Origin of the sequence: Mammaliicoccus sp. L-M44, from assembly GCF_022386355.1 — a bacterium.
Lineage (GTDB): Bacteria > Bacillota > Bacilli > Staphylococcales > Staphylococcaceae > Mammaliicoccus > Mammaliicoccus sciuri_A.
The window spans coordinates 1-24843 of record NZ_JAJNIU010000012.1 but is presented as its reverse complement, the minus strand read 5'-3'; the positions used below and the strand labels follow the sequence as shown (position 1 = coordinate 24843).

Sequence of the window (24843 nt, the reverse complement as noted above, 5' to 3'; positions counted from 1 at the left end):
TTACTTAAATATTTATAGTACTTTTACTGCTTCCTTCTCGATATAACCAATCCATTTGTCTTTATTATCATATAATGAGTAGTAAATTTTTCCGTTACTTAATTTATATAAACATTTAGAATGTAGTTTTTTGTTTATATAATTCTGCGATTTGTTCCTTATTGTATCAAATAAGAAATTATAAAAATTATATTTAGTACTTATAATTTTTACATCTTTATTGAAACTTTGTGGTACAACTTTCTCAGTAGCATTTATATTCAAATTCCCTAAATAATTATCCTTACTATCATAAATTTTTAAATACGTTCGATTATTATTTTTATTTTTATCTTTATAGATACCTTTAGCATTAAATACCTTGTGATAAATAGATTTTGTATCTAAATTTTTCTTACCAAAAAAATCTCCCCATACAGTATAATTATTCTTTATAATTTCAACACGTTCATCAAAAGGTTCAAATTTAATTTCATTAACGTCTTTGTTTAATACATATCCTTGCCATTTATCATTTTTATCATATAAAGAATAGATTATTCGATTATTTGGTAATCGATAAGTATATTTCACTTTATAATAACTGTTGAAAGATAATTTAGTATCTGTTTTTACATCTTCAAATAAGTTTCTAAAATGTTTTATATTGTCTTTTTTTAGTTGTACGCTTAAATTAGTTGCAGTAGCATTAATTTCAGTTATATCATTAATGTTTATAAATCCAATAAATTGATAGTTCTTATCTTTAATTAATAAATATTTACCACCTAGAGAATCTGTATATAAATTTTCAGCTTTATATACTCTGTCTAAAATATCCTTATCATTTTTATTTAGCTCATTGAAATTTAAATCTTTCCATACTTTTGCATTTTTTTCATTGATATAAATATATTTATTAAAATTCTCAATCTTTAATTCATTTTTCCATTTATTTATAGTTTCTATATTATTGCTTGTTAATCTAAGCCCTAAATTAAATTTATAACTATTTCGTTTGTCAAAACCATTTGTATGAATCGCAATTACCTCTTTATTTTCATTAAATATAGGGCTACCGCTTTGGCCACCTTCAGTATCTAAATCATAGAATATGTTATTGTTAGTCACTTTAACAATTTTCCCAGAACTGTAATATTGATAACCAATCTTTATATTTTTATTTTCTTCACCTGGATATCCGGATGTAGAAATATAATCATCTAATTTTACTTTGTCATTTAATTTTAACTTTCCAGTAACACTACCTAGTGGTTTATCTAATATTAATAAAGTCATATCATAGTAAATATTTGGACTTTTTACCCATTCTGATAGTACATATGTCTTAATTACCTTCGCAGTTCCATAAATCGCAGTGTCATTTTTATACCCAGCATGAACAAGTATATTTTTAATTTCTTCTTCCTTATTTTTACTAGTTATAACATGCGCAGCTGTCAATACTGCATAATCATCTAACATAAATCCAGTACCGCTGTAGTAACGACGATCATCTATATAGGACTTAATAAATACTATAGATCTGTTAGGCATTTTACTTATATCTTTTACATTTTTCCTATCATCCTGGCCAATTATAGATTCATCTACATTATTAATAGATTCATTTTTTCCTTGATTAACTTCTATCTTTTCTAATGATAAACTACTTTTTTCATCATTGAATTTTTCTTCTCCACTACTTATATTCTCACTTGATGAACTTTCGCTATTTTCAATTTCGGCATTAGCTTTTTCGATTGAATTTTTTTCTGGTTGTGTATTTTGTATTTCTGAATTATTCTCGTTATTTTCATTGTTCTTTACATCATAATTATTTTCAGATTCCACTGCTGTGGCACTTGTACTAATATTCGGTTCTTCATTTTCAACATCTTCAACATTTTCAACATCATCATTTGTATTATTATCTGTTTCTAAATTTGTATTCAAGTCTTCATTTTCATATTTATCAATATTAGAAATATTACTTTCCTTTAAATTTCCATCTGAAATTTGTTGATCTGATTGATTACTTTCTTCTGCAAAAACTTGATTACTAATTATTGAGATGTTGATTAAAAATAAAAATGTGATTATTAAAATAAACTTCTTCATCATACACCTCTTTTTTTCACAATATTCAGAAAATACAATCAAAAAAATTTTAATCTAATATTAGGGGTAAACATAATCGAGCAAAGCTAATTTAATAAATTAAACGTAAAATGTTGATGTAATCCACAATTATGATTCTCTAGTTACTTAAAATTAAATTATCACTCCTTTTCAAATTTTAACCTTCATATAACTTTCTTATATTTCGGTTTATATTTTTATCGCCTATACTTTATCTTTATTGAAGAAATTTATACCTCAGATTAATTAAGGATATTATACAATGTAAATTTTTACCATTCAATATATTTTTTTACATTTATTGTATTAAATTATGCCTCATAGAAAAATTATTAGATATACTTTTTCCCACAAAAAAACTCACGAGATTTCTATCTCGTGAGTTCGTTTTATGATTATTAAATTTATACTAAAGTTTTAACAACAGCTTGACAGCGTGGGCATAGGTTATCTAATTCGCCTACTGAGCCTAGTTCGTCTGAATAGTTCCAACAGCGTTGACATTTTTCTCCGTCAGCGTGTTTCACTTTAACTTTCACATATTCATATTCTTCACCGTCTGTTAATTCATCAACGACATCTACTTTAGATACAATGAATAGTTGTTGTAAGTCTTGGAATTGACTTAAGAATTCAACTGTATCAAAGTCTTCTGAATTTGATAATGTGATGTGTGCTTCTAATGATTTACCGATTACTTTTTCATTACGTGCAACTTCTAATGCTCTGTTAACATCGTCTCTTAATTTCATCAGTTTAGACCATTTTTCCACTAATTCTGTATCAACTTCATGTGGGTTTGGCATATTTGTTAAATGAACACTTTCTTCTTCAACATGTGGAATATGTCCCCAAATTTCATCAGCTGTATGTGGAATAATTGGTGCTAAAATTTTAGTTAATTTAACTAATGTTTCATAAAGTACTGTTTGCATACTACGACGTTTTAATGAATCTACTTGTTCGATATAAAGGATATCTTTACCGTAGTCTAAGTAGAAGTTACTTAATTCTACGTTAATGAAGTTTTGAATATCTTGATAAATATCTAGATAGTCGAATGCTTCATAGTGAGATAATGTACGGCCAATAAATTGATTTAATCTATTGTGCATATATTGATCGATTTCAAGCATATCTTCATATTTCACACTATCTGTTGCTGGATTGAAATCATTCACATTACCTAATAAGAAACGGAATGTATTTCTAATTTTACGATATACATCAGAAGTTTGTTTTAAGATGTCGTTTGAGATACGTACGTCTGCTAAGTAGTCTACACTACTTACCCATAATCTTGCGATATCAGCACCCATTTGTTTAACAATTTTATCAGGAACGATAACGTTACCTAATGATTTACTCATTTTCTTACCTTCTCCGTCCATTACGAAACCGTGAGAAAGTAACATTTTGTATGGTGAGATACCTTTAGTTGCTACTGATGTTGTAATTGATGAGTTAAACCAACCTCTGTATTGGTCACTACCTTCTAAGTAAATATCAGCTGGGTATGATAATTCTGGACGTGTTTCTAACACACCTCTATGAGTTGAACCTGAATCGAACCATACGTCCATAATATCTGTTTCTTTAGTGAATTCACCATTTGGGCTACCTTCATGCGTAAAGCCTTCTGGTAATAAGTCTTTCGCTTCTCTTTCAAACCAAATATTTGAACCGTGTTGTTCGAATAGATTTGCAACATGATTAATTGTTTCTTCAGTCATGATAATATCGCCATTTTCAGCGTAGAAGACTGGTAGAGGTACACCCCATACTCTTTGACGAGAGATAACCCATTCTCCTCTATCTCTGATCATATTGTAAAGACGTGTTTTACCCCAATCGATTTTAAACTTCGTATCATCAATTGCATCTAAAATATCTTGTCTTACTTTACTGATTGAAGCGAACCATTGTTCAGTAGCTCTGAAAATAACTGGTTTTTTAGTTCTCCAGTCATGTGGATATGAGTGTTTGAAGAATGTAAGTTTTAATAATGCGCCAACTTCGTCTAATTTTTCAGTGATATTTTTATTAGCTTTATCATAGAATAGACCTTCAAATTCTCCAGCTTCTTCAGTGAATACACCTTTATCATTAATTGGACTAAGCACACCTAGACCATATTTTTGACCAACGATATAGTCATCTTCACCGTGACCTGGTGCTGTATGAACACAACCTGTACCTGCATCAGTTGTAACGTGGTCACCTAAAATTAATAATGAAGTACGATCGATAAATGGATGTTGCGCTGTTGCATATTCTAATTCAGCACCACTGAATTCTTTATCAATTGTAATTGTTTCTTTATTCCAGTCTAATGCTTCACAAACTGAATCAAGAAGTGCTTGGGCAACAACGTATTTTTTGCCTTCTACATTTACTTGTACGTAGTTCAATTTAGGATTAACAGCAATTGCTAAGTTTGATGGAATTGTCCATGGAGTTGTTGTCCAAATAATAAATGCTGCATCTTCATCTACTACACCTTTACCATCTACTACATTAAAAGCTACATAGATTGAAGGTGATTTTTTATCTTGGTATTCAATTTCAGCTTCAGCTAATGAAGATTCACTTGAAGGAGACCAGTAAACTGGTTTTTTACCTTTATAGATTAAACCTTTAGCAGCCATTTCACCGAATACTCTAATTTGTGCCGCTTCAAACTCAGGTTTTAACGTAATATATGGATTATCCCAATCACCGTTTACACCTAAACGTCTGAAATCAGCTTTTTGTAATTCAATTTGTTCTAATGCAAATTCTTTACATTTTTCTCTGAATTCAGCAACTGACATTTCTTTTCTTTTAACACCTTTGTTTGTTAATGCTTGCTCGATTGGTAAACCATGTGTATCCCAACCTGGCACGTAAGGTGCATAATAGCCAGACATTGCTTTTTGTCTAACGATGATATCTTTTAAAATTTTATTTAATGCATGACCCATGTGTAAATTACCATTTGCATATGGAGGACCATCATGAAGAATAAATGGTGTATTACCTTTATTTTTTTCTAAAATTTTATTGTATAAATCTTTCTCTTTCCACTCTTCTTGAATTTGTGGTTCTTTATTTGGTAAACCACCTCTCATTGGAAAACTTGTTTTAGGCATAAGTAACGTATCTTTGTAATCCATAAGTCTTAATCTCCTTCTTAATAAAAATAATATAAAAAAACTCTAAGCTGAAATAATAGGGACGACATACATCGCGGTACCACCCTTATTAACTCAACTTAGAGTTCACTCATTAAACATATATCATATTCGCAAACAGGTGATACCTAAAGAAATGAATTTATTAGGCTCTCACTATCCCTAACTCGCTTCTCAATTCGTTTATTCTTCAGACTTGTCCTCTTCACTTTTAACTGCTTGATTATTTATCTGTTCTTGATTATTTTCTTCTTCTTTGTTCAAAATGTCAATATTTTCTTCAGTAACTTTTTGTTGATCGACATCATAGTTCAGTAAATAATCCCAATCTTCATTTTTCAATAAATCTAATTGCGCTTCAACTAACATGCGGAAACGTGAACGAAAGACTTTAGATTGACGTTTCATATCTTCAGTTTGGAAACTGATATGACGCGCTTTTTGAAGTGCATCATTTACGATTTGATCAGAACGTCCTTCTGCTTCTTTAATAATAGCATCTGCTTTTAAAACAGCAGTATGTTTCGTTTCTTCACTTGTTTTTTGCGCTTGTAATAATACGTCAGAAATTGTATTTTCGACTGCTTTGAATCGACTAATATTCTCTTCTTTATCATCTATAATACTTTGTAAATGCGCTTTATCTGATTTTAATTTTTCAATTTCATCACTTAAAGTTTGTAGATATCCACGTACTTCAGTTTCATCTAATCCTTTATGAACTCTACTAAATTCTTTTTGTTTGATTTCCTCTGGGGTAAATGCCATAAGTTTTCCTCCTCAGCACTATTTAAACAATGTTCGATAAGCTATTCTTATCTTGCCTTTTTTTGAAGTTCCATTATTTTGAATGATCTTCGCACGTCCATATCCTTTAATAGAGATCAAATCATTTTCTTCGACTATAAAGTCTACTTGTTCGATTTCTCTATGATTGACTTTAACGCGTTTACTTTCAATCAATTTCTTACTAATTGTTCTACTCGTATTTGTAAGGTGTTTAATGATTACATCCAATCTTAATGCACTTACAGTTGCGTCATGTGTCTGCCAATTCTCACTTGATTGTATCATATTTTGGAATGGAATAGAACTCAATTTGATTCCAGCACCTTTAATCTTTGTTAATTCCATCATAATGTACGATTCAAATCTCTTTGTCAAAACAAACTGTATACGGTCATTAACAATAATATCCCCTAGTTGATTTCTATCAATCCCAAGGGACATGATCGTACCTAATACATTACGATGCGTCAATTTAACAAATTTTGAAGGATAAGTAAGCTCAATAAGAACCATCTCATAATCCGCTTCAGTCGGTTCAAAATAATCAGGTGCGACGATTGCACGTTTTCTTTCTGATTCTTCATTCCCACCAAAGTAATGTACATTTAAATCGTCGAAGCCACCCACGATTGTTTGTAATATAAATTGTTCTCTTGGGTCCAGAAACTCAGTTAATACAGGTTGATAATTTCGTTCAGCAACTTCACACCTATTTAAAAATAAATCAATAATCTCTTTTTCTTCTTTTCTAAAGTGTTGATATATATCCATTTTGACACCTCTAATTCAATAAAAAATAGGATGTGACATTGTGTCTCACCCTACTGTCATTTATCGTTTAATTATAATATTGGCATTACAGGTACAATCATATTAAATATATTAACTAAACCAACATAGAATAAACTTAACGTTATAAATGCCACTAATGAAGATATGTCTAACATACCTAATGGTGGGATAATTTTTCTAAATGGTTCTAAAAATGGTTCATATATTTTCCCTAAAAATTGTCCAAATGCGCCTTCCCTAACGCCTGGTAACCATGATGTAAGGAAATAAACGATCATACCATATTGATAAATTTTAACGACGAATAATACAAAGCCTAATATCGTACTTAATAGTCCACTATCCATATCTTAATTTCCTCTATTCTTGATAAGGTTCAACTTGTTCTAATTGCTCAGTAATTGATCCTGCTACTTCAACATTATCAGGTGTACATAAGAAAATGTCTGTTCCTACACGTCTTATATCTCCACCAATCGCATAAACAGTACCACTCAAGAAGTCTATAATTCTTTTAGCTGATACTTTGTCAATGCGTTGTAAGTTTACTAATGTTGTACGTCTATTTTTAAGTTCATCGGCGATATCTTGCGTATCTGAAAATACTCTTGGTTCAAATAAGCACATTTTTGAACTTTGCGCAAAATCCATATTCCCGCTCATACTAACGACATTCGTTTGAGATGAATTTGTACGTTTCTCAGTCATGGCCTCTTTCCTTTCAGGTTTTTTAAAATCACGAGAACGTTGTGATTGGTATCTAGTTGTATTTGATTTTTGTGTTGGTACACTTTTTAAAGATTGTTGTTTTGGTTTTTGTTCTTGTATAGATGATTCTTGTTGTGGTGCTTTTGTTTGTTCTCTTTGTGGCTCTTCGTAAACTTCTTCTTCTTCATCGACTACGAAAAAGCCTTTAAATACATCTTTAATTGCCATAATTTACACTCCTATTCGCCAACTAATTTTGTACCAATTCTTACATAAGAAGCACCTTCTAATATTGCTTCATTGAAATCATTGCTCATGCCCATAGATAATTCAGTGCAAGGTGCATATGAAAAGTTTAAGGATTGTACTTTCTCTTTCAATAATCTTAGTTGGTTAAAATATTGTCTTAATTTTATTTTGTCTTCTGTTAATGGTGCCATAGTCATTAAACCAACTATTTCAATATGTTTAAAATCCTTAAGCTCTTGAATAAATGGGATAACATCATCTGGCGACATGCCATGTTTTGATTCTTCTCCCGAAACATTCACTTGAACAAAGCATTTTACAACATGTTCAGCACGTTTTTCAATTTCTTTAGCTAATTTTAATCTATCTAATGCATGTAAATAATCAATTTCATTAATGATGTCTTTTACTTTTCTTGTTTGTAATGATCCAATAAAATGCATGATAGCATCATCTGGAAGATGCTTTTTCTTTTCCAAAAATCCTTCAATACGATTTTCTCCAAAGTTTTTCAAGCCTGCTTCATAAGCTTCTTTAGCTCGGTCTATTGTAACATATTTTGTCACAACAATCACTTGAGGCGCCGTATTAAATTCTGATTCTTCGCTACTGTTACAAATTTGTGAATTGATTTCTACTAAATTTTCTTTTACTGATTTCAAATCTATACCTACTTTCTACCTATAAATGCAAGCATTCTACCAGTTTGCCCTTTTTCTACTCTAAATGAGAAGAATAAATCTGTTTCACTAGCCGTACAATGATTCGTCTTGACGATATGTTCAGGATTAACACCATAATGTATGGCAAGTAGTGCATTTGCTTGTTTTAAATCTATGCCGTATCTATCTTGTCCTCTTTGTACAATGTACGCTTCAGATTCTATCGGTAATGTTTTGAACTTTTGATAAATGTCTTCGTTAATTTCGTAACTGTCAGATGTGGATGGTCCTATAACAACTCTCAAATTAGAAACGTCGCCGTTATATTGTTCAATCATCTCTTTAATAATTTGGGTATGCGTACCTCTCCATCCGGCATGACAAAGACCAATATAACCATTTTGCGTATCATATAAATAGATTGGTACACAATCTGCAAAGCACATCGTTAATAATAGGTCAGACTCATAAGTGTAAAGTCCATCTATCCCATGAAGTTCCTCAGTTAATGCATTGATATTTGTACCTTTATCCTTTGAAGATACTTCTCGAACTTTGTTCTCATGTGTTTGAATTGGAAATACCCAATTAGCACAACTGAAGTTAATTTCATTGGCTAATATTTGCTGATGCTTAGAAATATTATCAGGATCGTCATTGATGTATCGCGCCATATTAAAAGCATTCTCTGGATACGGGCTATAACCACCTTGACGAGTTGTAATACCTATCGTTAAATCATTTCTGTCATCGGCTTCATATGATAAATAATGATTATGTTGATTAAAAATCTCTTTCATTTCATCTCTCCTAACAAAAAAAGTCATCAGGACTTAGCCTGATGACTTTTTAAGTTCATTTATCGTCTAGAGCGTCTAGAACGTCTATCTTCTCTATTTCGAATGAAACTTGGAATATCACTATCATCAGTTGATTCATTTGCTGATTTATTTTCAAATGAAGCTTTTCTACCTAGTGATTCTCCTTCTTCTCTTTTAGAAGCAGGTTCTTCTGTAGTTCCACCAAATGCTCCGCCACCTTGTGGTTTACGAGCATTAGAAGGTTTGTCATTAAATCCAGTTGCAATTACTGTAACGACTAATTCGTCTTGTAATTCTGGGTTAATAACTGTACCAAAGATCATATTAACATCTTCGTCTGCTGCATCTTGAACAATATCTGCCGCTTCTTGAGCTTCAAATAGTGAAAGTGACTCTCCACCTGTAATGTTCATTAAGACACCTTGTGCGCCTACGATTGAAGTTTCTAATAATGGTGAAGAAATGGCTTTTTTAGCAGCTTCGATTGCTCTATTTTCACCAGAAGATACACCGATACCCATTAATGCTGAACCTTGGTTAGACATAATAGTCTTAACGTCAGCAAAGTCTAAGTTAACTTCACCAGAAACAGCGATTAAGTCAGAGATACCTTGTACACCTTGACGTAATACGTTATCTGCTTCTTTGAATGCTTCCATCATAGGTGTTGATTTATCAACGATATCTAAAAGACGATCATTAGGAATAACGATTAATGTATCTACTGCAGCTTTCATAGATTCTACACCAGCAGCAGCTTGAGTTTGACGTTTACGTCCTTCAAAGCTAAATGGACGTGTAACAACACCAACAGTTAATGCACCCATCTCTTTTGCGATTTTAGCAACAACTGGTGCAGCACCTGTACCAGTTCCGCCACCCATACCAGCAGTAACGAATACCATGTCAGCGCCTTGAATAGCATCTTCTATTTGTTCACGTGATTCTTCAGCAGCTTTTTTACCGATTTCTGGGTTTGCACCTGCACCTAATCCACGTGTTAATTTTTCACCAATTTGAATTTTAGATGAAGCTTTAGATAAGTTTAAAGCTTGACCATCTGTATTAATAGAAATAAATTCTACATTGTTCATTCCATGATCTATCATACGGTTAACAGCGTTATTACCGCCACCACCAACACCAATTACTTTTAAAGTAGCTAAATGATTAAACCCTTGCTCAAATTCTAACATTTATTATCCTCCTAATCTTTATGACCCATCAATCAAATAACGATTTCATTAATTTTTTTAATACACTTGGCTTCTCTTCTTGACTTTCCGAATCATATTCTGTTTCGGAGACTCTGTCATGATCAGAATTTGAAGCTTTTGCGTCATTGTTTTTGTTTGATTTCTTTTTAAACCATTGTTCATACGGTTTAGCTTTAGTTTCTTGAGTTTCTTCTTCGTATGTTTCTTCTTCGACATTATCAACGTCATAATTATTCATTGTAACATAATCTAGTAGCTCATCAAAGTTAATTCCACTAGATATAGTAGATATACTAGAAGTAAACTCAGGTTTACGTATACCCATTTGAGATGGTGTATGTACACGTACTTTTTCATTAACCATATCTTGTAATAATTCTTTAATACCAAGTAGGTTTGAAGTACCACCTGTTACGATGAATCCACCGTTAACATTTGTAATACCCATATCTTGTAATAAATCAAATATTTCAAAGAAAATTTCTTCTACTCTTGATTCAATAATTTCACTTAATTCTTTTTGAGTGAATTGTGCGTGACCATCTTCGTTAATTTGTTCAACACTAAAGACATCTTGATCTGATGCAGAGTCGTAGAATGCATGTCCATATTGTTGTTTAATCTTCTCGGCATTGTCATATGTAGTATTTAATGATTTCGCAATATCTGTTGTTATGCTTCTACCTGCCATTTCAATCGTATCAGCATCAACTAAATTGCCTCTTTCATAAAAACCTACTTGCGTTAAATCTTCACCAATATCAATGACGCAAGCACCAAGTTCAACTTCTGTTGGAGATAATATAGATTGATAGTTATAAGCATCAGAAAATACTTCTAATACATCTACTCCACAAGATTCAACACATTTAATAATGTTGATTAATAATGATTTTGATGTTGCGATAACGCCTGCTTCTACTTTTAATGATTGCGTTGCAACCATCTCTTTAGGATCAGAAACTTCATGTAAGTCATCTACAATAAATTTCATTGGGAATACACCAATGACTTCAGTTTCAGGTACATCATTCAATTCTCTAATGCCCTCTAATACTGATTCTATATGACTGCCATTTATTTCAGTTTCTGTACCATCAAAAGGTATTTCAAATTTTTCGTCGTAAATCTCTGTATTCACGATAGGCATTTTTAAAAATACTTCTTTAATATCTATTCCAGAAGCAATTGCTGCTTTTTTGATTGTATCTTTAATTGCTTGTTTAGCGATATCAAAATCATCTATACAACCATTTCTTATACCATTCGTATAAGTTTGCCCTGTACCTATCACGTTAATGCCATTATGAAATTTTTCTCCTACTATTACTTTTACACTCGATGAACCTATATCTAAACTAATATAATAATGTTCCTCCATCGATAGGCACCTCCTCTAACACATGATAATCAAATTTAAACTATTATTAGTTTACATGATACTTGATTTAATGTGAACTAATTATAGGTTTATTTATTGATTTTTTTACTTATTCTTCTGATTTCTCAGTTGATTTTGGTTCTTCTCCAGATTTATCCAATTCTTTAGATAAATCTTGTAATGCTTGGTCTAATTTTTTCTGTTCTGTTTTATTACTTTCATCTTGTTTTGATTCTTTTTCTGAACGCTCTTTTTGCTGTTCTTCCGTTTCATAAGGTAAGAATGTCACACCAACTTGTAAATCTAAAAATCCAGGTGTTTTAAGTGCTCCAGAATTGTCTCTCTCTAATTTATCAGAAATACTCGGATAATAGTTGATTTTATTCGCAAAAGTTTGAATATCTCCAACAACTTCTACATTATCTGTCATAAATAGTTGGATTCTATTCTGATTGTTCTCACCAGGTTTATAATTAATTTCCGATATCATCGCTTTAACTTTAGGTTTAACCTTCTTCAATTCAGGAATCATTTTAATTAACTTTTTAGAACTAAAATCATTCAAAATCGGAACATCAATTGGTAAATCTGTTGATAAGTTTTTAATTGTTTTTCCATTTTCTAATAACGGCACGTAACGTTTTTTCTCTTTAACTAAGCCAATTGTTTCATATTCATTTACATTTACCGTTAAATCATTTGGGAAATGACGTTTAATTTCAACACTTTTAACGCCTTCAATTTTTTCGATTTTCGATTTCATATCTCCTACTGGAATATTGTATATTCGAGAATCTTTTTTAATGTCTAAAGCTTTTTCAATATCGTTTTTAGATACGATTTCTTCACCTTTAATGTCCACTTGATCAACTTTACTGATGTCTGTAAACATGTACAGTAAAATCAAGATAACAAGGAGTATAACACCTATGAATACACCTAATTGAATTTGACGTCTACGTTTTCTTTTCTTTTTTAAAATTTCTAATCGTTCATCTTCCGTAGTCGTTTCAAATTGCAATATATCATCATTGTTATCAGAACTTTTATTCACGGTTGTCACTCCTTTTTTCACAATTTCTAAAATGTTGGTAAATGTTTTTGGAAACTTTCAATAAATTCGTCGCCACGCGCTTCAAATGTATCATATTGATCCCAGCTCGCACACGCTGGTGATAGTAAGACAACATCATTAGATTGTATATAATCTTGAATCAAATTGACGGCATCTTTAACGTCATTTGCTTGCAAGACCTCTTTACCTTGACTCGCACCTAACGTTTTTAATTTATCTTTTGTTTCGCCAAATGTAACCATCAAACGGACATTATCCATATATGGTATTAAATCATCAAAGTCATTCCCTCTATCTAATCCACCACATAACCAAATGATTGGAGAATTAAATGAACTTAAAGCAAATCGTGTCGCTAAAGTATTCGTCGCTTTAGAATCATTGTAATACTTATTACCTCTATTATTCCCAACATATTGAAGTCTATGTTTAATACCTGAGAATGTTGTTAAAGTATGTACAACTGACTTCACGTCAACACCTGATAATAATGCAGCTAATACAGCTACAAGTACATTTTCTAAATTATGTTTACCAGGTAATACAATATCGTGCGTATTGATAATTCTTATGCCGTTATATACGACATAATCATCTTCAATATAAATGCCATTCACTTTTTGATTAGTTGAGAAATATAATATTTTAGATTTAATATCATCTGTATCAATTAAATGTCTTTGCTCATAGTTAAAAATTAAATAATCGTCTTCGGTTTGATTCTTAAAAATATTTTTCTTAGCATTCTGGTATTCTTCTAAACTACCGTGGTAATCCAAATGTGCAGAATAAATATTTGTAACAATCGCGATATGCGGACGATAATGGATTGTTCCTAAAAGTTGGAATGAAGAAAGTTCAGTAATAAGATAATCGTCTTTCGTAACATCTTGTGCAACTTTTGATGCAACTACACCAATATTACCGGAAACTTGACCATTTACTTTACTATTACCAAACATATCACCTATTAATGAAGTCACCGTAGTTTTACCATTTGTACCGGTAATACCAATAATTGGTGCTTCTGAAATGTAATAACTCAATTCAACTTCTGTAATGATATCCAACCCTTGATTCATCGCTTCTTGCAATAGTGGAATATTGTAAGGTATACCAGGGTTTTTTACGATTAACGGTTTATTATCGAGTAGTGACAATGGATGTTCACCACTGATCACACGTATCCCTTGTTGCTCTAGTTCAAGTGCATGCGGATCAGATGATAAATCTTTACCGTCATTAACTGTTACTTCAGCACCTAATTTATGGCATAACTTTGCACTTTCATATCCACTTTTTGCTAAACCTAAAATAAGAACAGGTTTCTCTTTTAATGCATCATATGCTTTCATATTACATTACCCCTATCCATAAACCAATTGCACCAGTAACGATACCTGTAGCCCAGAATACTAATACTATTTTCCATTCACTCCAACCAACTAATTCGAAATGGTGATGCAATGGGCTCATTTTAAATATTCTTTTTCCTGTAAGCTTGAATGACGTTACTTGTAACATAACTGATAATGTTTCAATTACAAATACTAAACCGATTAATAATAATGTTATTTCTTGGTTAAGCATGATTGAAATCGTTGCGAAAATACCACCAAGCGCTAAGCTTCCAGTATCTCCCATGAACACTTTTGCTGGGTACTTGTTGTAAATTAAAAATCCAAATAAACTTGCAAGCATCACTAAACAGAATAACCCTATTTCTGGCTTATCAAGAATAAATGATAGTGCCGCGTAAAAACCAAATGCAATGATGGATAAACCAGTTGAAAGACCATCTAATCCATCTGTTAAGTTCACAGCATTACTGAATCCAACTTGCCAAAATACTATGAATATAATGTAGAAAACAGACAACGGTAATGACCAATCTGTAAACGGAATGTTGATGGCTGTTTCAAATTCATAGTTTGGTAATATAACACTTACGATATAGAATACAACGGCTATCGCAATTTGAGCTAAGAATTTCTGTTTACTTGTTAAACCTTGGTTATTTTTCTTAACGACAATAATATAATCGTCTATAAAACCAATAAGTCCAAAACCTAATGTTACAAATAATAACAGAATGAGCGGACCTACTTGCTCAACATAGAATAACGCAATGATTGTTACAACGATTGTTGATAATAAGAACGTTAATCCACCCATAGTTGGTGTTCCTGTTTTCTTCATATGACTCTTAGGTCCTTCTTCTCGAATACTTTGCCCAAATTTTAATTTTTTAAGTGTTGGAATTAAAACGGGTACAAGTATCAAAGTCAATAAAAACGCAATGACAGGTAGCGTAAAATTCATAATTGTTCACCTTTTCTTTTGTATATTATCTATCATCCTGTGATTTATGATTCACTAGATGCTTTTTCTTCTTTACTATCTTTTTTATCATCTTTACTTTTGCTTTCATCTTTAGATGTTTCTTCATCATCTGGAACTTGTCCTATTGAATCATCACCATTCGGATGATTGTTAGAAAGTGTAAACTTAACTTTAGTGCCAGATTTAATTGTTTGGTTCTGACTGACAGATTGCTCAGAAACATAACCAGAACCTTCTGATTCTACTTCAATACCTGTCGCTTCTTGTAATTTCAATAAGTCTCGTTTAGTCCAGTTTTCAGTATCAGGCATCGTCATTTCACCGTCTGTAACGAGTAAAATTCTTTCTTTATCTTGGACATTTTTACCTTTAAGCGGTATTTGTTTCTTAATTTTATCACCTTTACCAATTACAATTGGCTCAAGTTTTTTACCTTTTATTGCATCAGTTGCTTTTTGCGTATTCATATTAACAACATCTGGTACATCTGAAGCATTCGTTTTAGCTTTGCCTTCAGTTTCTTCTACATCTAAATATTTCAATGTATTTTCCATAATTGGATTGAAACCTCTTGATACACCATACTCATACGCCTCTAAGTCACGTTTTTGTGCAAGTGACATACCAGCATAAACTACGACTTCAGGATCTTTTGCAGGCGCATAGCCCATAAAGCTTACGAAATAAGGATTTGCACCATCAACATAACCACCGTTTTTAGTATCTGGCACTTGAGCTGTACCAGTTTTACCTGCAACACGGTAACCATCTATTTTGTAGTTTGTAGCATGACTTTCTTTACTATTTACTACTTTATCTAATTCTGTCATTGTCTTCTTGGCTGTATCTTTAGATATTGGATTACCAACTACTTTTTTCTCGCCTTTTTTAATCGTTTCGTTACTTTCTTTGTTTTGAATCGATTTTACATAATAAGGTTCAAGCATATTACCTTGATTTATAATAGCTGTTTCAGCTTGCAACATTTGGATTGGCGTTACAGTAGTAGACTGACCAAATGAAGATGTCTTTCTTTGAAGTTCGTTATCAAATGCAATATTCCCTGGCGCTTCACTATCAAATAAGCCACCTGTTTTTTTACCGAAACCAAATTTCTCATAATATGCTTTTGCTTTATCAGCACCGACTAAGTCTTGGAGTTTCATCATTAATGTATTCGCTGAATATGTAAATCCAGTTGTCATAGGAATATTTCCCCAACCATCATCGTTCCAATCATAAATTTTAAATCCATCTATTTCTCTATGACCTGATTTAAATTTCTTGTTTGGTTCAAATTTACCTTCTTCAATTGCTGCAGCTAGACCATATGTTTTGAATGTTGAACCTGGTTCGTAAGTATTTTGATATAAATCATTCGCCCATTTTTTCCCGAAGTCTTTTTTCGTATCAGGATTAAACGTAGGTCTCTGACTGTAACCTAGAATTTCACCAGTTTTTGCATCCATGACAACCGCAAATAAATCTTTAGGTTTATAGCGATCTACCATTTCGTCGAGTGCATTTTCAACAAAGACTTGAATATTGGAGTCTAGTGTAAGATGTACATCATCACCATTTTGCGCTTTAATACTATCTTCACTGTTCGGCACGAGCATACCCCAAATATCTTGTTTATAAGAGTTTTTACCCGTTTTTCCTTTTAAATAGCTATCAAATACTTTTTCAGCACCTGATACACCTTTTAATTTATTTGTATCTGGGTCTTTATCTGCTAAACCGATAAGATGAGATGCGAAATTACCATTAGGATAAAATCTTTTTTTCTCCGTTTCAAACGTCAATCCTGGTAATTTAAGCTTTTCAATTTGAGTTTTTTGTTTATAAGTTAAATCTTTACCTTTTTGACCAAACTCCACTTGAAAGGCGTTTTTAGTTTTAAGTTTATCTAAAATATCATCTTCATCCATATCAAGAATTTTAGCTAATGCTTTAGCTGTTTTCTTCTTATCTTTTACGTGTCGAGGCTTATCGCTACCTTCGCTCATTTTTTTATCTAATATTGCCACTAATTTATAACTGTCCGTATCTTCAGCAAGCACTTTACCATTACGATCATAAATTTTCCCACGTTCAGGTTCTGCGACTGTTTGTCTTAAATATTTCTCACTTGCCCTGTACGCTAAATCTTCACCAGCTGAGTGACCACTGATCATTAAATACGAATATCTTACGGCCAATATAAAAAAGAGCAGTCCGAAAAAACTTACTAAGAGGACTGCTCCTATTTTATTTTTCTTTATTTTAATTTTGGGCATCACTACGCACTACCTTTACATTGTCATTATTCAACTTTAGACCGTAGTCTTCAGCTTTTTCGTAGATGCGTTCGTATGACGATTGTTTCATTGATTCCGTCTTCAAATCACTGTTTGTTGTTTGTTGTTGTTCAATTTTACTGTCTAATTCTGCGATTTGTGTCTTATTATTATACGCATCCATTTTTAAAGATAGCATATAAATACTTATCAACGCAATCAAAGTTATTAATGATATGTATACGACTTTTTCGATCCTCGATATTCCTACTACCTTGGCCTTTTTTACTTTTTTCTTCTGTGGTTCGAGTTGTGGCTCTTGCCACTCATCAGGTCTATAATTCGGATATACTCTTTCTACTGCCATTCAATTGCCACTCCTCTGTTTACTTCAAAATTTCCGCAACTCTTAACTTTGCACTTCTCGCTCTATTGTTATGCTCAAGTTCTTGTTCATCAGAAATAATTGGTTTTTTGTTTACTCTTTTTAGTTTCGGCTTGTACGCTTCCGGTATAACCGGCAATCCCCTTGGTACATCTGGGCCTTTTTCATATTCTTGAAAGACTTGTTTACACAAACGATCTTCTAAAGAATGGAATGTAATAACTGAAATTCTTCCGCCAACTTTAACGTGTTGTATTGCCGCTTCAATAGATGTTTCAAACGCACCTAATTCATCATTAACTGCTATTCTAATTGCTTGGAAGACACGTTTAGCAGGGTGTCCACCCTTTCTACGCTTAGCTGCTGGAATACCTTCTTTTATTAAATCCACTAGTTCGAAAGTCGTTTCTATAGGTGCTTGTTCTCTTCTTGCTTCAATCTTTCTAGCTATTTGTTTTGCAAATTTCTCTTCACCATATCTAAAAAAGATTTTGACAAGTTGTTCATATGACCATTCATTTACCACTTCATAAGCTGATAAAGATTGTGATTGATCCATTCTCATATCTAACTTAGCATCATAATGGTAACTAAATCCTCGTTCTGGTGTGTCGAGTTGTGGACTAGATACACCAAGGTCATAAAGTACACCATCTACTTTACTAATATGTAGTTCTTCTAATATATGTTCTAAATTTCTAAAGTTGCTTTGTACAAAAATCACTTTATGCATATGGTCCTTTAAGATTCCTTTAGCATGTTCAATTGCTGTTTCATCTTGATCGATTGCTATAAGTCGGCCTTGGTCATTCAATTGTTCAACTAGGTACAAACTATGACCAGCTCCACCTAATGTACAATCAACGTAAGTACCATCTGGTTTTATGTCTAATTTATCTACTGTTTCTTTCAATAGTACGGATACGTGATGAAACATTTAATTCACTCCTAAAAATCAAAGTCAATGAGATCTTCCGCAATGTCCTCAAAATTGTCTTCAGATTCATCATAAAAATCATTCCACGTAGAACGATCCCATATTTCAATTCGGTTAGAAACACCAATAACAGTACATTCTTTACTTAAATTAGCGTAACTTCTTAAATTTTGAGGGATGTTAATACGTCCTTGTTTGTCTAGTTCTACTTCAATGGCACCTGAGAAGAACATTCTCATGAATTTACGGGCATCTTTTTTTGTAATAGGTAAGGTTTTGAGTTTTTCTTCGATGCGCGCCCACTCTTCAAGTGTGTAGCCAAACAAACATTTATCTAGGCCTCTAGTGATAATAAAACGTTCGTTCAAATCATATCTGAATTTAGAAGGCACAATCATACGCCCTTTAGTATCCAATTGATGTTGGTATTCACCCATGAACATTTTATCTCACCTCACCTTATTTATAATTTACCACATTCCCCCACAATCCTCCACTATTTATACAAGATTTCTTAAAATTTGTGTAAATAGTAAAAAAAACACCCAATTTACAATTTCGTAAATTGGGTGTTAATCCTTGTTATGACTATAGTTCAAGCGTTATATGTTTAAAAGTGTAACGAAGTGGTGGATAGGTGGAGGGACTGAACATAGTAATCCCAAATTGATTCATTACTTGGATAGGATTCCACACTCTTTCTTGTAATCCGTGGTGAGGATGTAATGTATGCTCCACTATTTCGAAATGTCTCATACTGATTTCATTTTCTCTTTCAACATTTAATAAATATCTATCTATTAGATATTGGTATTGGTGCTGATGGATTTGATTATTTTTTTCGACTAATTTTCTGTTTTGATAATCATTGCCAATTTCTTTAATCAGTTTTTGATGAAATTGAGATTGGCTTTCTTTCATTTCTTCAATTTCTCTTAAGACTTCATCAGAAGCTTTTGCTCTAATAAATTTCTCTTTATCGTTTTGAATACCATCTATTAGTACAGTATCTAGATCTAAGTTATAGTTATCAATACATTTTTTCGCTTCCTGCGTTAAATAACTAATACGCATACGTGGTGTAACAATAGGCATTTCAATATTAAATAAATTGAATACACCTTTCAATTCACCCCAATAAATAATTTCACTTGGCCCACCAATGAAGCTTAATGTATTAAATAAATATTCTTCCATTAAAGGTCTTGTTACAACATTATTTGAAAATCGTTCTGGGTGTTCTTCTACAAGACTAAGCAATTCTTCTTTTGTAAAGGTTACATCTGTATCTTTATTTAAATAGAATTTTTCATCTTCGTACATAATGAGCTGTCTTTTGTCGTCATGCTCATAGAATAAGTGAACATTACCATCCGTTAAAATCATGCGTTTCTTAATAACTTCAGCAAATTGGTCTTGTGTACTTCTAAATGCTGAATCTACTTCTTCATGTTTTTCAATGATTTCCTTGAAGAATGGTACTTCTAAAGATCTTAGTTCTGGATCATTAGCATCAATTAATAACAAACCATATTCTTTAAACACTTCATGTGTGATGACTTTAAAAATTTCACTCCATGATTCAGAAGACTCGATTGCTTTATGAATCAATGATTGAATATCTTTAGAGTGTACAGTTTCTCCAATAGCACTGAACATGTCATTTAAAACATCTTTAATCAGTGCTTTATCAAAATGATAATGAGAAACACTCTTTTCTGGTGGTTCTAACGTACTATATTTCACTTTATTTAACTGTCTTGAAATACGATCATACGCATATGTATGATTCACTTCATCAAAATCATGATCTTCTCCAGCTATCCAAAAAACAGGAATAACTGGCGTATCTAATATTTCACTTTGTTCGTTAGCTAAAACGATAATCGAAATGATTTTATGGAATGTATATAAAGGACCAGTAAAGAGTCCAGCTTGTTGACCACCAATAATGACTTTGTGACCACGTTTTAAATTTTCAATGTTTTCAAGTTGTTTATCTGTTAAATCCAATTGAGACATATAATTGTATATGACTTTTGAAAGTGCTTCTTCTCTACCATTTGCTGATAAATTCGAGCGTCTTTCAAATTCAGATTGGTCCCCTGGTTTATATCCATAAAAGTTTATAATTTCAGTATTATGATTTGTATATCTCTCTATAAAACTATTTTGTTGATCAATTACAGTCTTCTTACAGTCCATACGAGTCTTTCTCCTTCGAAATTAATTACTATCAATAGTATAAAGATTGTAGTTAAATAAAACAATCTAACGGCTTACAATTTAAAATTTTATTCAAATGAAGTATAATTAAGGAAAGAACAAGGGGGATTATCATGGCTAAAGTAGAACATTTACAAATTAATTACAAAACTGAAGAAGCATTCGAACAATTTCGTAACTTCGGTAACGAAGGTTTATATATGGTTGAAGAATTAAAAGGAAAAATGATCGATGCTAGTTCAGATTCACCATTTTACGGTATTTATGTTGGCGACAAGTTAGTAGCAAGAATGTGTTTATTTAAGCAAGATGAAGTAGAAAAAACTTACTTCCCAGCATTTAATGATTATCTCATTTTATGGAAGCTAGAAGTATTAAGAGATTATCAAGATAGAGGATACGGCAAACAGTTATTAGATTACGCTAAGAGCTTCGATTTACCAATCAAATGTATCGCACGTAATCAATCTAAAGATTTCTTCGTTAATCACGGTTTCCAAGATATCGAGCAACAAAATCAATCCGGTGAAGATATTGTTATATGGACACCAGATAAATAATATACTAAAAGTCCCGTAGAGTAAGTGCTCTACGGGACTTTGTTGTTTATATGCCCCACAATGTGTAAGCAGCAACAGCTACCACTAAGATAATCAACGTCAGGGCATGTGTCTTTTTAAACATATAAATGATTGCTAAATATTCTCTAATATATGCATTTGGATAGAAATACGATTTCGATGAGCCACCTGTAACAGTTGCGTTCATTTTAACTTTCTTAGATAAAAATGCTGCTCTTAAAATATGAAAATGATTAGAAACAATCGTAGCAAGTGCATGTTGTTTATAAGTATCCATAATCTTCATAGAGAACACTAAATTCTCTTCTGTATTAGTTGATTTGTCTTCCATTATAATTTCTTCATTACGTATGCCTTGTTCCACTAAATATCGTCTCATCGCTTCAGCTTCACTGATTGCTTCATCCGAACCTTGACCACCACTTACAATCATTTTTGTATCCAAACTTTTTCGTTTTAATTTAATCGCTTTATCTAATCTCGCTTTCAAAAGTGGTGTTACCTTTTCTCCTATAATACCTGCACCCAGTACGATAATAAAATCTTGTTTCTTTCTTTTAGAAATACCACTCACAATCCAAGCGTATAAATTATGCAATATAAATATTAAATTTAAGTAGTAAAACAAACTTGAAATAGCAATTAATATCAATCCGTTCCATAATTCTACTAACAGATACGGTTTAAAAACAATGATTAAAAAGTTAATTAAGATGAAAGAACCGTAACCAATGACAATCATGTTTGTTACAATTTTACCTTCATTTGCTATTCGCTTTTTAGTATTTAATAAAGCTAAGAGCATAACCACAATTACAATTAAACAGTAAATAATATTCGCTATGATTATATAATTAATATTTAGATTTAAATCCAATGCTGGCACAATGATTTCAATCAATACCGTACTCATTAAACTAATGATAAACAATCCTAATAAGAAGATATTTTTATATTGTCTAAAATCCACTATATAACTGATTATAAATAAAATTAAAAATACTAACGCAACAAACATCATCGTCACCTCCTAGCCTATTATTTTCACAATCAAAGTATATCATCATAAACCACAAGTTACACATAAAATTATTTTCAGAATTTTCAAAATAAATATTGAATTAGGTCAATATAGCTGATATACTATTTCACATTACTCACTTAAATATAGGAGGCAATTTATATGGAATATCAATCATCAAGTAGTCAATCAAAGGACGAATGTGGATCCACCTTTGGTAACAAAATGTTAACTATGTCTTATCAAGCATCAAAAGGATGGTCTTCTCCTATCATTAAAGATTATGCACCTATCACCATTTCTCCAAGTGCACAATGTCTTCATTATGGTCAAACTGTTTTTGAAGATATGGTCGCTTATCATATCAATGACGATATTCATATCTTTAAACCTTTCGAACACTTTGAAAAGTTCAATCAATCATTGAACCGAATCGAAATGCCAGCTATAAATAAAAGCGAACTACTTTTAGGTATCCAACACCTTATTAACCAAGAACGTCAACTATTTGATTCACATGCACATCAACCTGTTAACATTAGAACAGTCATGTTTGCATCAGAGAATAAATTAGGTGTTAGTAAATCTGATACATATGAACTCATTACATTCTTATCTCCACTACCTAAAACGCTGAATTGCCAAACACCAGAACTTATAAAAGCACATGTAGAAGATGAATATGTTAAATCTGTTACAGGTGGTGCTGGTTTCACACAATTTGGTGGTAACTACGCCGCTTCATACGCTGCAAAATCAAAAGCAGCTCAATTCGGATACGATCGTGTACTTTGGCTAGACGGTACAGAGAGAACTTATATAGAAGAATTAAATAATATGAATATTTTCTTTGTTATCAATCATACACTGATTACGCCAGCATTAGATGGTATTACAGTACCAGGTGTAACGCGACAATCAGTTATTGATTTAGCAAAAGAATTAGGCTATCAAATAGAAGAAAGACAAATTAGTATTGACGAAGTCCTTCAATCATATAAAGATGGATTATTAACAGAAGTATTTAGTACGAGTACTTTGAATGCTATCACCCTTGTAAGTGAAATCAAATATAAAGACAATGTTTTAACAATTCATAACAATAAAATCGGACCAATTACACAACATTTATATACAACTTACACCTTTATTCAGCAACGTAAGATTCCTGATATGCATCAATGGAACTATACAATAGAACGAGAATCGATCGAAATGTAATATTTGTAAAAAGACTGGCGCAAAAAATTTGCCAGTCTTTTTTATTTGGAAAAATAGTTGTATACGAGAGGACCTATGTTGCTTGTTTGGGTAGTCTTGCAATATACAGTGCTTCTATGTTGCTTGTTTGTGGTGTCTTGCAATATTCAGGGGCTCTATGTTGCTAGTCATGCCCCACTTGCAATATTCACGCCTCCAATGTTGCTAGTCATGCTCCACTTGCAATATTCAGGGGCTCTATATTGCTAGTCGTGGCTGTCTTGCAATGTTCAGGGGTGCTATGTTGCTTGTTTGGACTGTCTTAATAAATACAGAGCTCCTATTTCCTACGATTAGTCAAGCCAGATTGTATTTAAGAAAACATATTCAAATAAACCGTCCATTTTAATTTTTTTGAATAAGGTGTTAAACTAAATTTGATTGTACGTTTAGACTAATGTGGGGACATTTGATAATCGTATAATTTAGATTCATTAACTAAGTAATGTAGTGTTTTTAATAGTCGGTTTATACAAGCGACTACGGCAGTCTTATGAGACTTCTCATTGGGCTGCTTTCTTAATTTATAATAATAATCAACTATGTGGTTATTATAGTTACGCTGTCCTCGAATAATATTCATCACTACTAAAAACAATAATCGTCTAGCTTTTTTATTCCCTCGTCTATTAATTGTATCTCTATATTGAGTTTTGCCTGATTGATATCGTTTGATATCGATACCCACATATGCGTTTAATTGTTTATTCGTTTTGAATTTTGTAAGATCTCCTAATTCTCCTATAATCATAGCTACTGTTAGCTTCCCTATACCAGGAATTGAATGCATAACTTCGAAACATTCAAGTTGTTGAGCTAACTC

Annotated in this window: 22 protein-coding genes; 2 read left to right on the top strand and 20 right to left on the bottom strand. The window is 32.0% G+C overall.

Features of this window, described 5'->3' with window-relative positions; genetic code table 11:
* Window positions 1–12 precede the first annotated feature (12 nt).
* From LQ611_RS08105 to bshC, 18 genes are all read right to left on the bottom strand, one after another.
* On the bottom strand, window positions 13–2100 hold the full coding sequence (locus tag LQ611_RS08105; protein ID WP_210141413.1) for a trypsin-like serine peptidase: 2088 nt from the start codon (window positions 2098–2100) through the stop codon (window positions 13–15).
* A gap of 425 nt (window positions 2101–2525) precedes the next feature.
* On the bottom strand, window positions 2526–5276 hold the full coding sequence (gene ileS, locus LQ611_RS08100) for an isoleucine--tRNA ligase (RefSeq protein ID WP_058612435.1): 2751 nt from the start codon (window positions 5274–5276) through the stop codon (window positions 2526–2528).
* 201 nt (window positions 5277–5477) lie between these two features.
* Window positions 5478–6062, bottom strand: coding sequence for a DivIVA domain-containing protein (locus tag LQ611_RS08095; protein WP_025904594.1), 585 nt, complete (start codon window positions 6060–6062; stop codon window positions 5478–5480).
* A gap of 18 nt (window positions 6063–6080) precedes the next feature.
* Window positions 6081–6854: a YlmH family RNA-binding protein gene (locus LQ611_RS08090; RefSeq protein ID WP_037587549.1), complete on the bottom strand. Its 774-nt coding sequence runs from the start codon at window positions 6852–6854 to the stop codon at window positions 6081–6083.
* A 71-nt stretch (window positions 6855–6925) separates the two neighbouring features.
* Window positions 6926–7222 (bottom strand): YggT family protein, encoded by a 297-nt coding sequence (locus LQ611_RS08085; RefSeq protein ID WP_037587547.1) that lies wholly within the window; start codon window positions 7220–7222, stop codon window positions 6926–6928.
* A 13-nt stretch (window positions 7223–7235) separates the two neighbouring features.
* Window positions 7236–7811, bottom strand: a complete 576-nt coding sequence (locus LQ611_RS08080) for a cell division protein SepF (protein ID WP_025904597.1) — start codon at window positions 7809–7811, stop codon at window positions 7236–7238.
* Window positions 7812–7822: 11 nt separating this feature from the next.
* A complete protein-coding gene (locus LQ611_RS08075) occupies window positions 7823–8494 on the bottom strand; it encodes a YggS family pyridoxal phosphate-dependent enzyme (protein ID WP_210141411.1) in 672 nt (223 codons plus the stop codon).
* Between the two features lie 8 nt (window positions 8495–8502).
* Window positions 8503–9294, bottom strand: coding sequence for a peptidoglycan editing factor PgeF (pgeF, locus tag LQ611_RS08070; protein ID WP_129407518.1), 792 nt, complete (start codon window positions 9292–9294; stop codon window positions 8503–8505).
* A gap of 59 nt (window positions 9295–9353) precedes the next feature.
* A complete protein-coding gene (ftsZ, locus tag LQ611_RS08065) occupies window positions 9354–10511 on the bottom strand; it encodes a cell division protein FtsZ (protein ID WP_037587538.1) in 1158 nt (385 codons plus the stop codon).
* A gap of 28 nt (window positions 10512–10539) precedes the next feature.
* Entirely contained in the window at window positions 10540–11913 is a 1374-nt protein-coding gene (gene ftsA / locus LQ611_RS08060; RefSeq protein ID WP_025904601.1) for a cell division protein FtsA, read from the bottom strand.
* A 109-nt stretch (window positions 11914–12022) separates the two neighbouring features.
* On the bottom strand, window positions 12023–12967 hold the full coding sequence (locus tag LQ611_RS08055) for a cell division protein FtsQ/DivIB (protein WP_210141410.1): 945 nt from the start codon (window positions 12965–12967) through the stop codon (window positions 12023–12025).
* Window positions 12968–12993: 26 nt separating this feature from the next.
* Window positions 12994–14343: a UDP-N-acetylmuramoyl-L-alanine--D-glutamate ligase gene (murD, locus tag LQ611_RS08050; RefSeq protein ID WP_107590900.1), complete on the bottom strand. Its 1350-nt coding sequence runs from the start codon at window positions 14341–14343 to the stop codon at window positions 12994–12996.
* Between the two features lies 1 nt (window position 14344).
* Window positions 14345–15310: a phospho-N-acetylmuramoyl-pentapeptide-transferase gene (mraY, locus tag LQ611_RS08045; protein WP_025904604.1), complete on the bottom strand. Its 966-nt coding sequence runs from the start codon at window positions 15308–15310 to the stop codon at window positions 14345–14347.
* A 44-nt stretch (window positions 15311–15354) separates the two neighbouring features.
* Window positions 15355–17610 carry a penicillin-binding protein gene (locus LQ611_RS08040; RefSeq protein ID WP_239709518.1) on the bottom strand — a complete coding sequence of 752 codons (2256 nt, stop codon included), beginning with the start codon at window positions 17608–17610 and terminating at the stop codon, window positions 15355–15357.
* A complete protein-coding gene (gene ftsL, locus LQ611_RS08035) occupies window positions 17597–17977 on the bottom strand; it encodes a cell division protein FtsL (protein WP_210141408.1) in 381 nt (126 codons plus the stop codon). Before ftsL ends, LQ611_RS08040 begins: the two co-directional genes overlap by 14 nt.
* 19 nt (window positions 17978–17996) lie before the next feature.
* Window positions 17997–18932, bottom strand: a complete 936-nt coding sequence (gene rsmH / locus LQ611_RS08030) for a 16S rRNA (cytosine(1402)-N(4))-methyltransferase RsmH (protein WP_210141407.1) — start codon at window positions 18930–18932, stop codon at window positions 17997–17999.
* Window positions 18933–18943: 11 nt separating this feature from the next.
* Window positions 18944–19375, bottom strand: coding sequence for a division/cell wall cluster transcriptional repressor MraZ (mraZ, locus tag LQ611_RS08025; protein ID WP_025904608.1), 432 nt, complete (start codon window positions 19373–19375; stop codon window positions 18944–18946).
* Window positions 19376–19520: 145 nt separating this feature from the next.
* The gene (gene bshC / locus LQ611_RS08020; protein ID WP_210141406.1) at window positions 19521–21137 is read right to left on the bottom strand and encodes a bacillithiol biosynthesis cysteine-adding enzyme BshC; all 1617 of its coding nucleotides are present in this window, start codon (window positions 21135–21137) and stop codon (window positions 19521–19523) included.
* Window positions 21138–21271: 134 nt separating this feature from the next.
* On the opposite strand from bshC, the gene LQ611_RS08015 reads away from it, so the two are divergent.
* Complete coding sequence (locus LQ611_RS08015) at window positions 21272–21718, top strand: N-acetyltransferase (protein ID WP_025904610.1); 447 nt, start codon at window positions 21272–21274, stop codon at window positions 21716–21718.
* A gap of 46 nt (window positions 21719–21764) precedes the next feature.
* Here the strand turns inward: LQ611_RS08015 and LQ611_RS08010 are convergent, their stop codons facing one another.
* Window positions 21765–22760, bottom strand: coding sequence for a YdcF family protein (locus LQ611_RS08010; protein ID WP_239709517.1), 996 nt, complete (start codon window positions 22758–22760; stop codon window positions 21765–21767).
* 162 nt (window positions 22761–22922) lie between these two features.
* Between LQ611_RS08010 and LQ611_RS08005 the strand changes: the two genes are divergently transcribed.
* The gene (locus tag LQ611_RS08005; RefSeq protein ID WP_210141405.1) at window positions 22923–23981 is read left to right on the top strand and encodes an aminotransferase class IV; all 1059 of its coding nucleotides are present in this window, start codon (window positions 22923–22925) and stop codon (window positions 23979–23981) included.
* Between the two features lie 433 nt (window positions 23982–24414).
* On the opposite strand, the gene LQ611_RS08000 is transcribed toward LQ611_RS08005, so the two are convergent.
* Window positions 24415–24843 (bottom strand): transposase (locus LQ611_RS08000; RefSeq protein WP_239709516.1); only part of this gene is annotated, 429 nt, incomplete at its 5' end.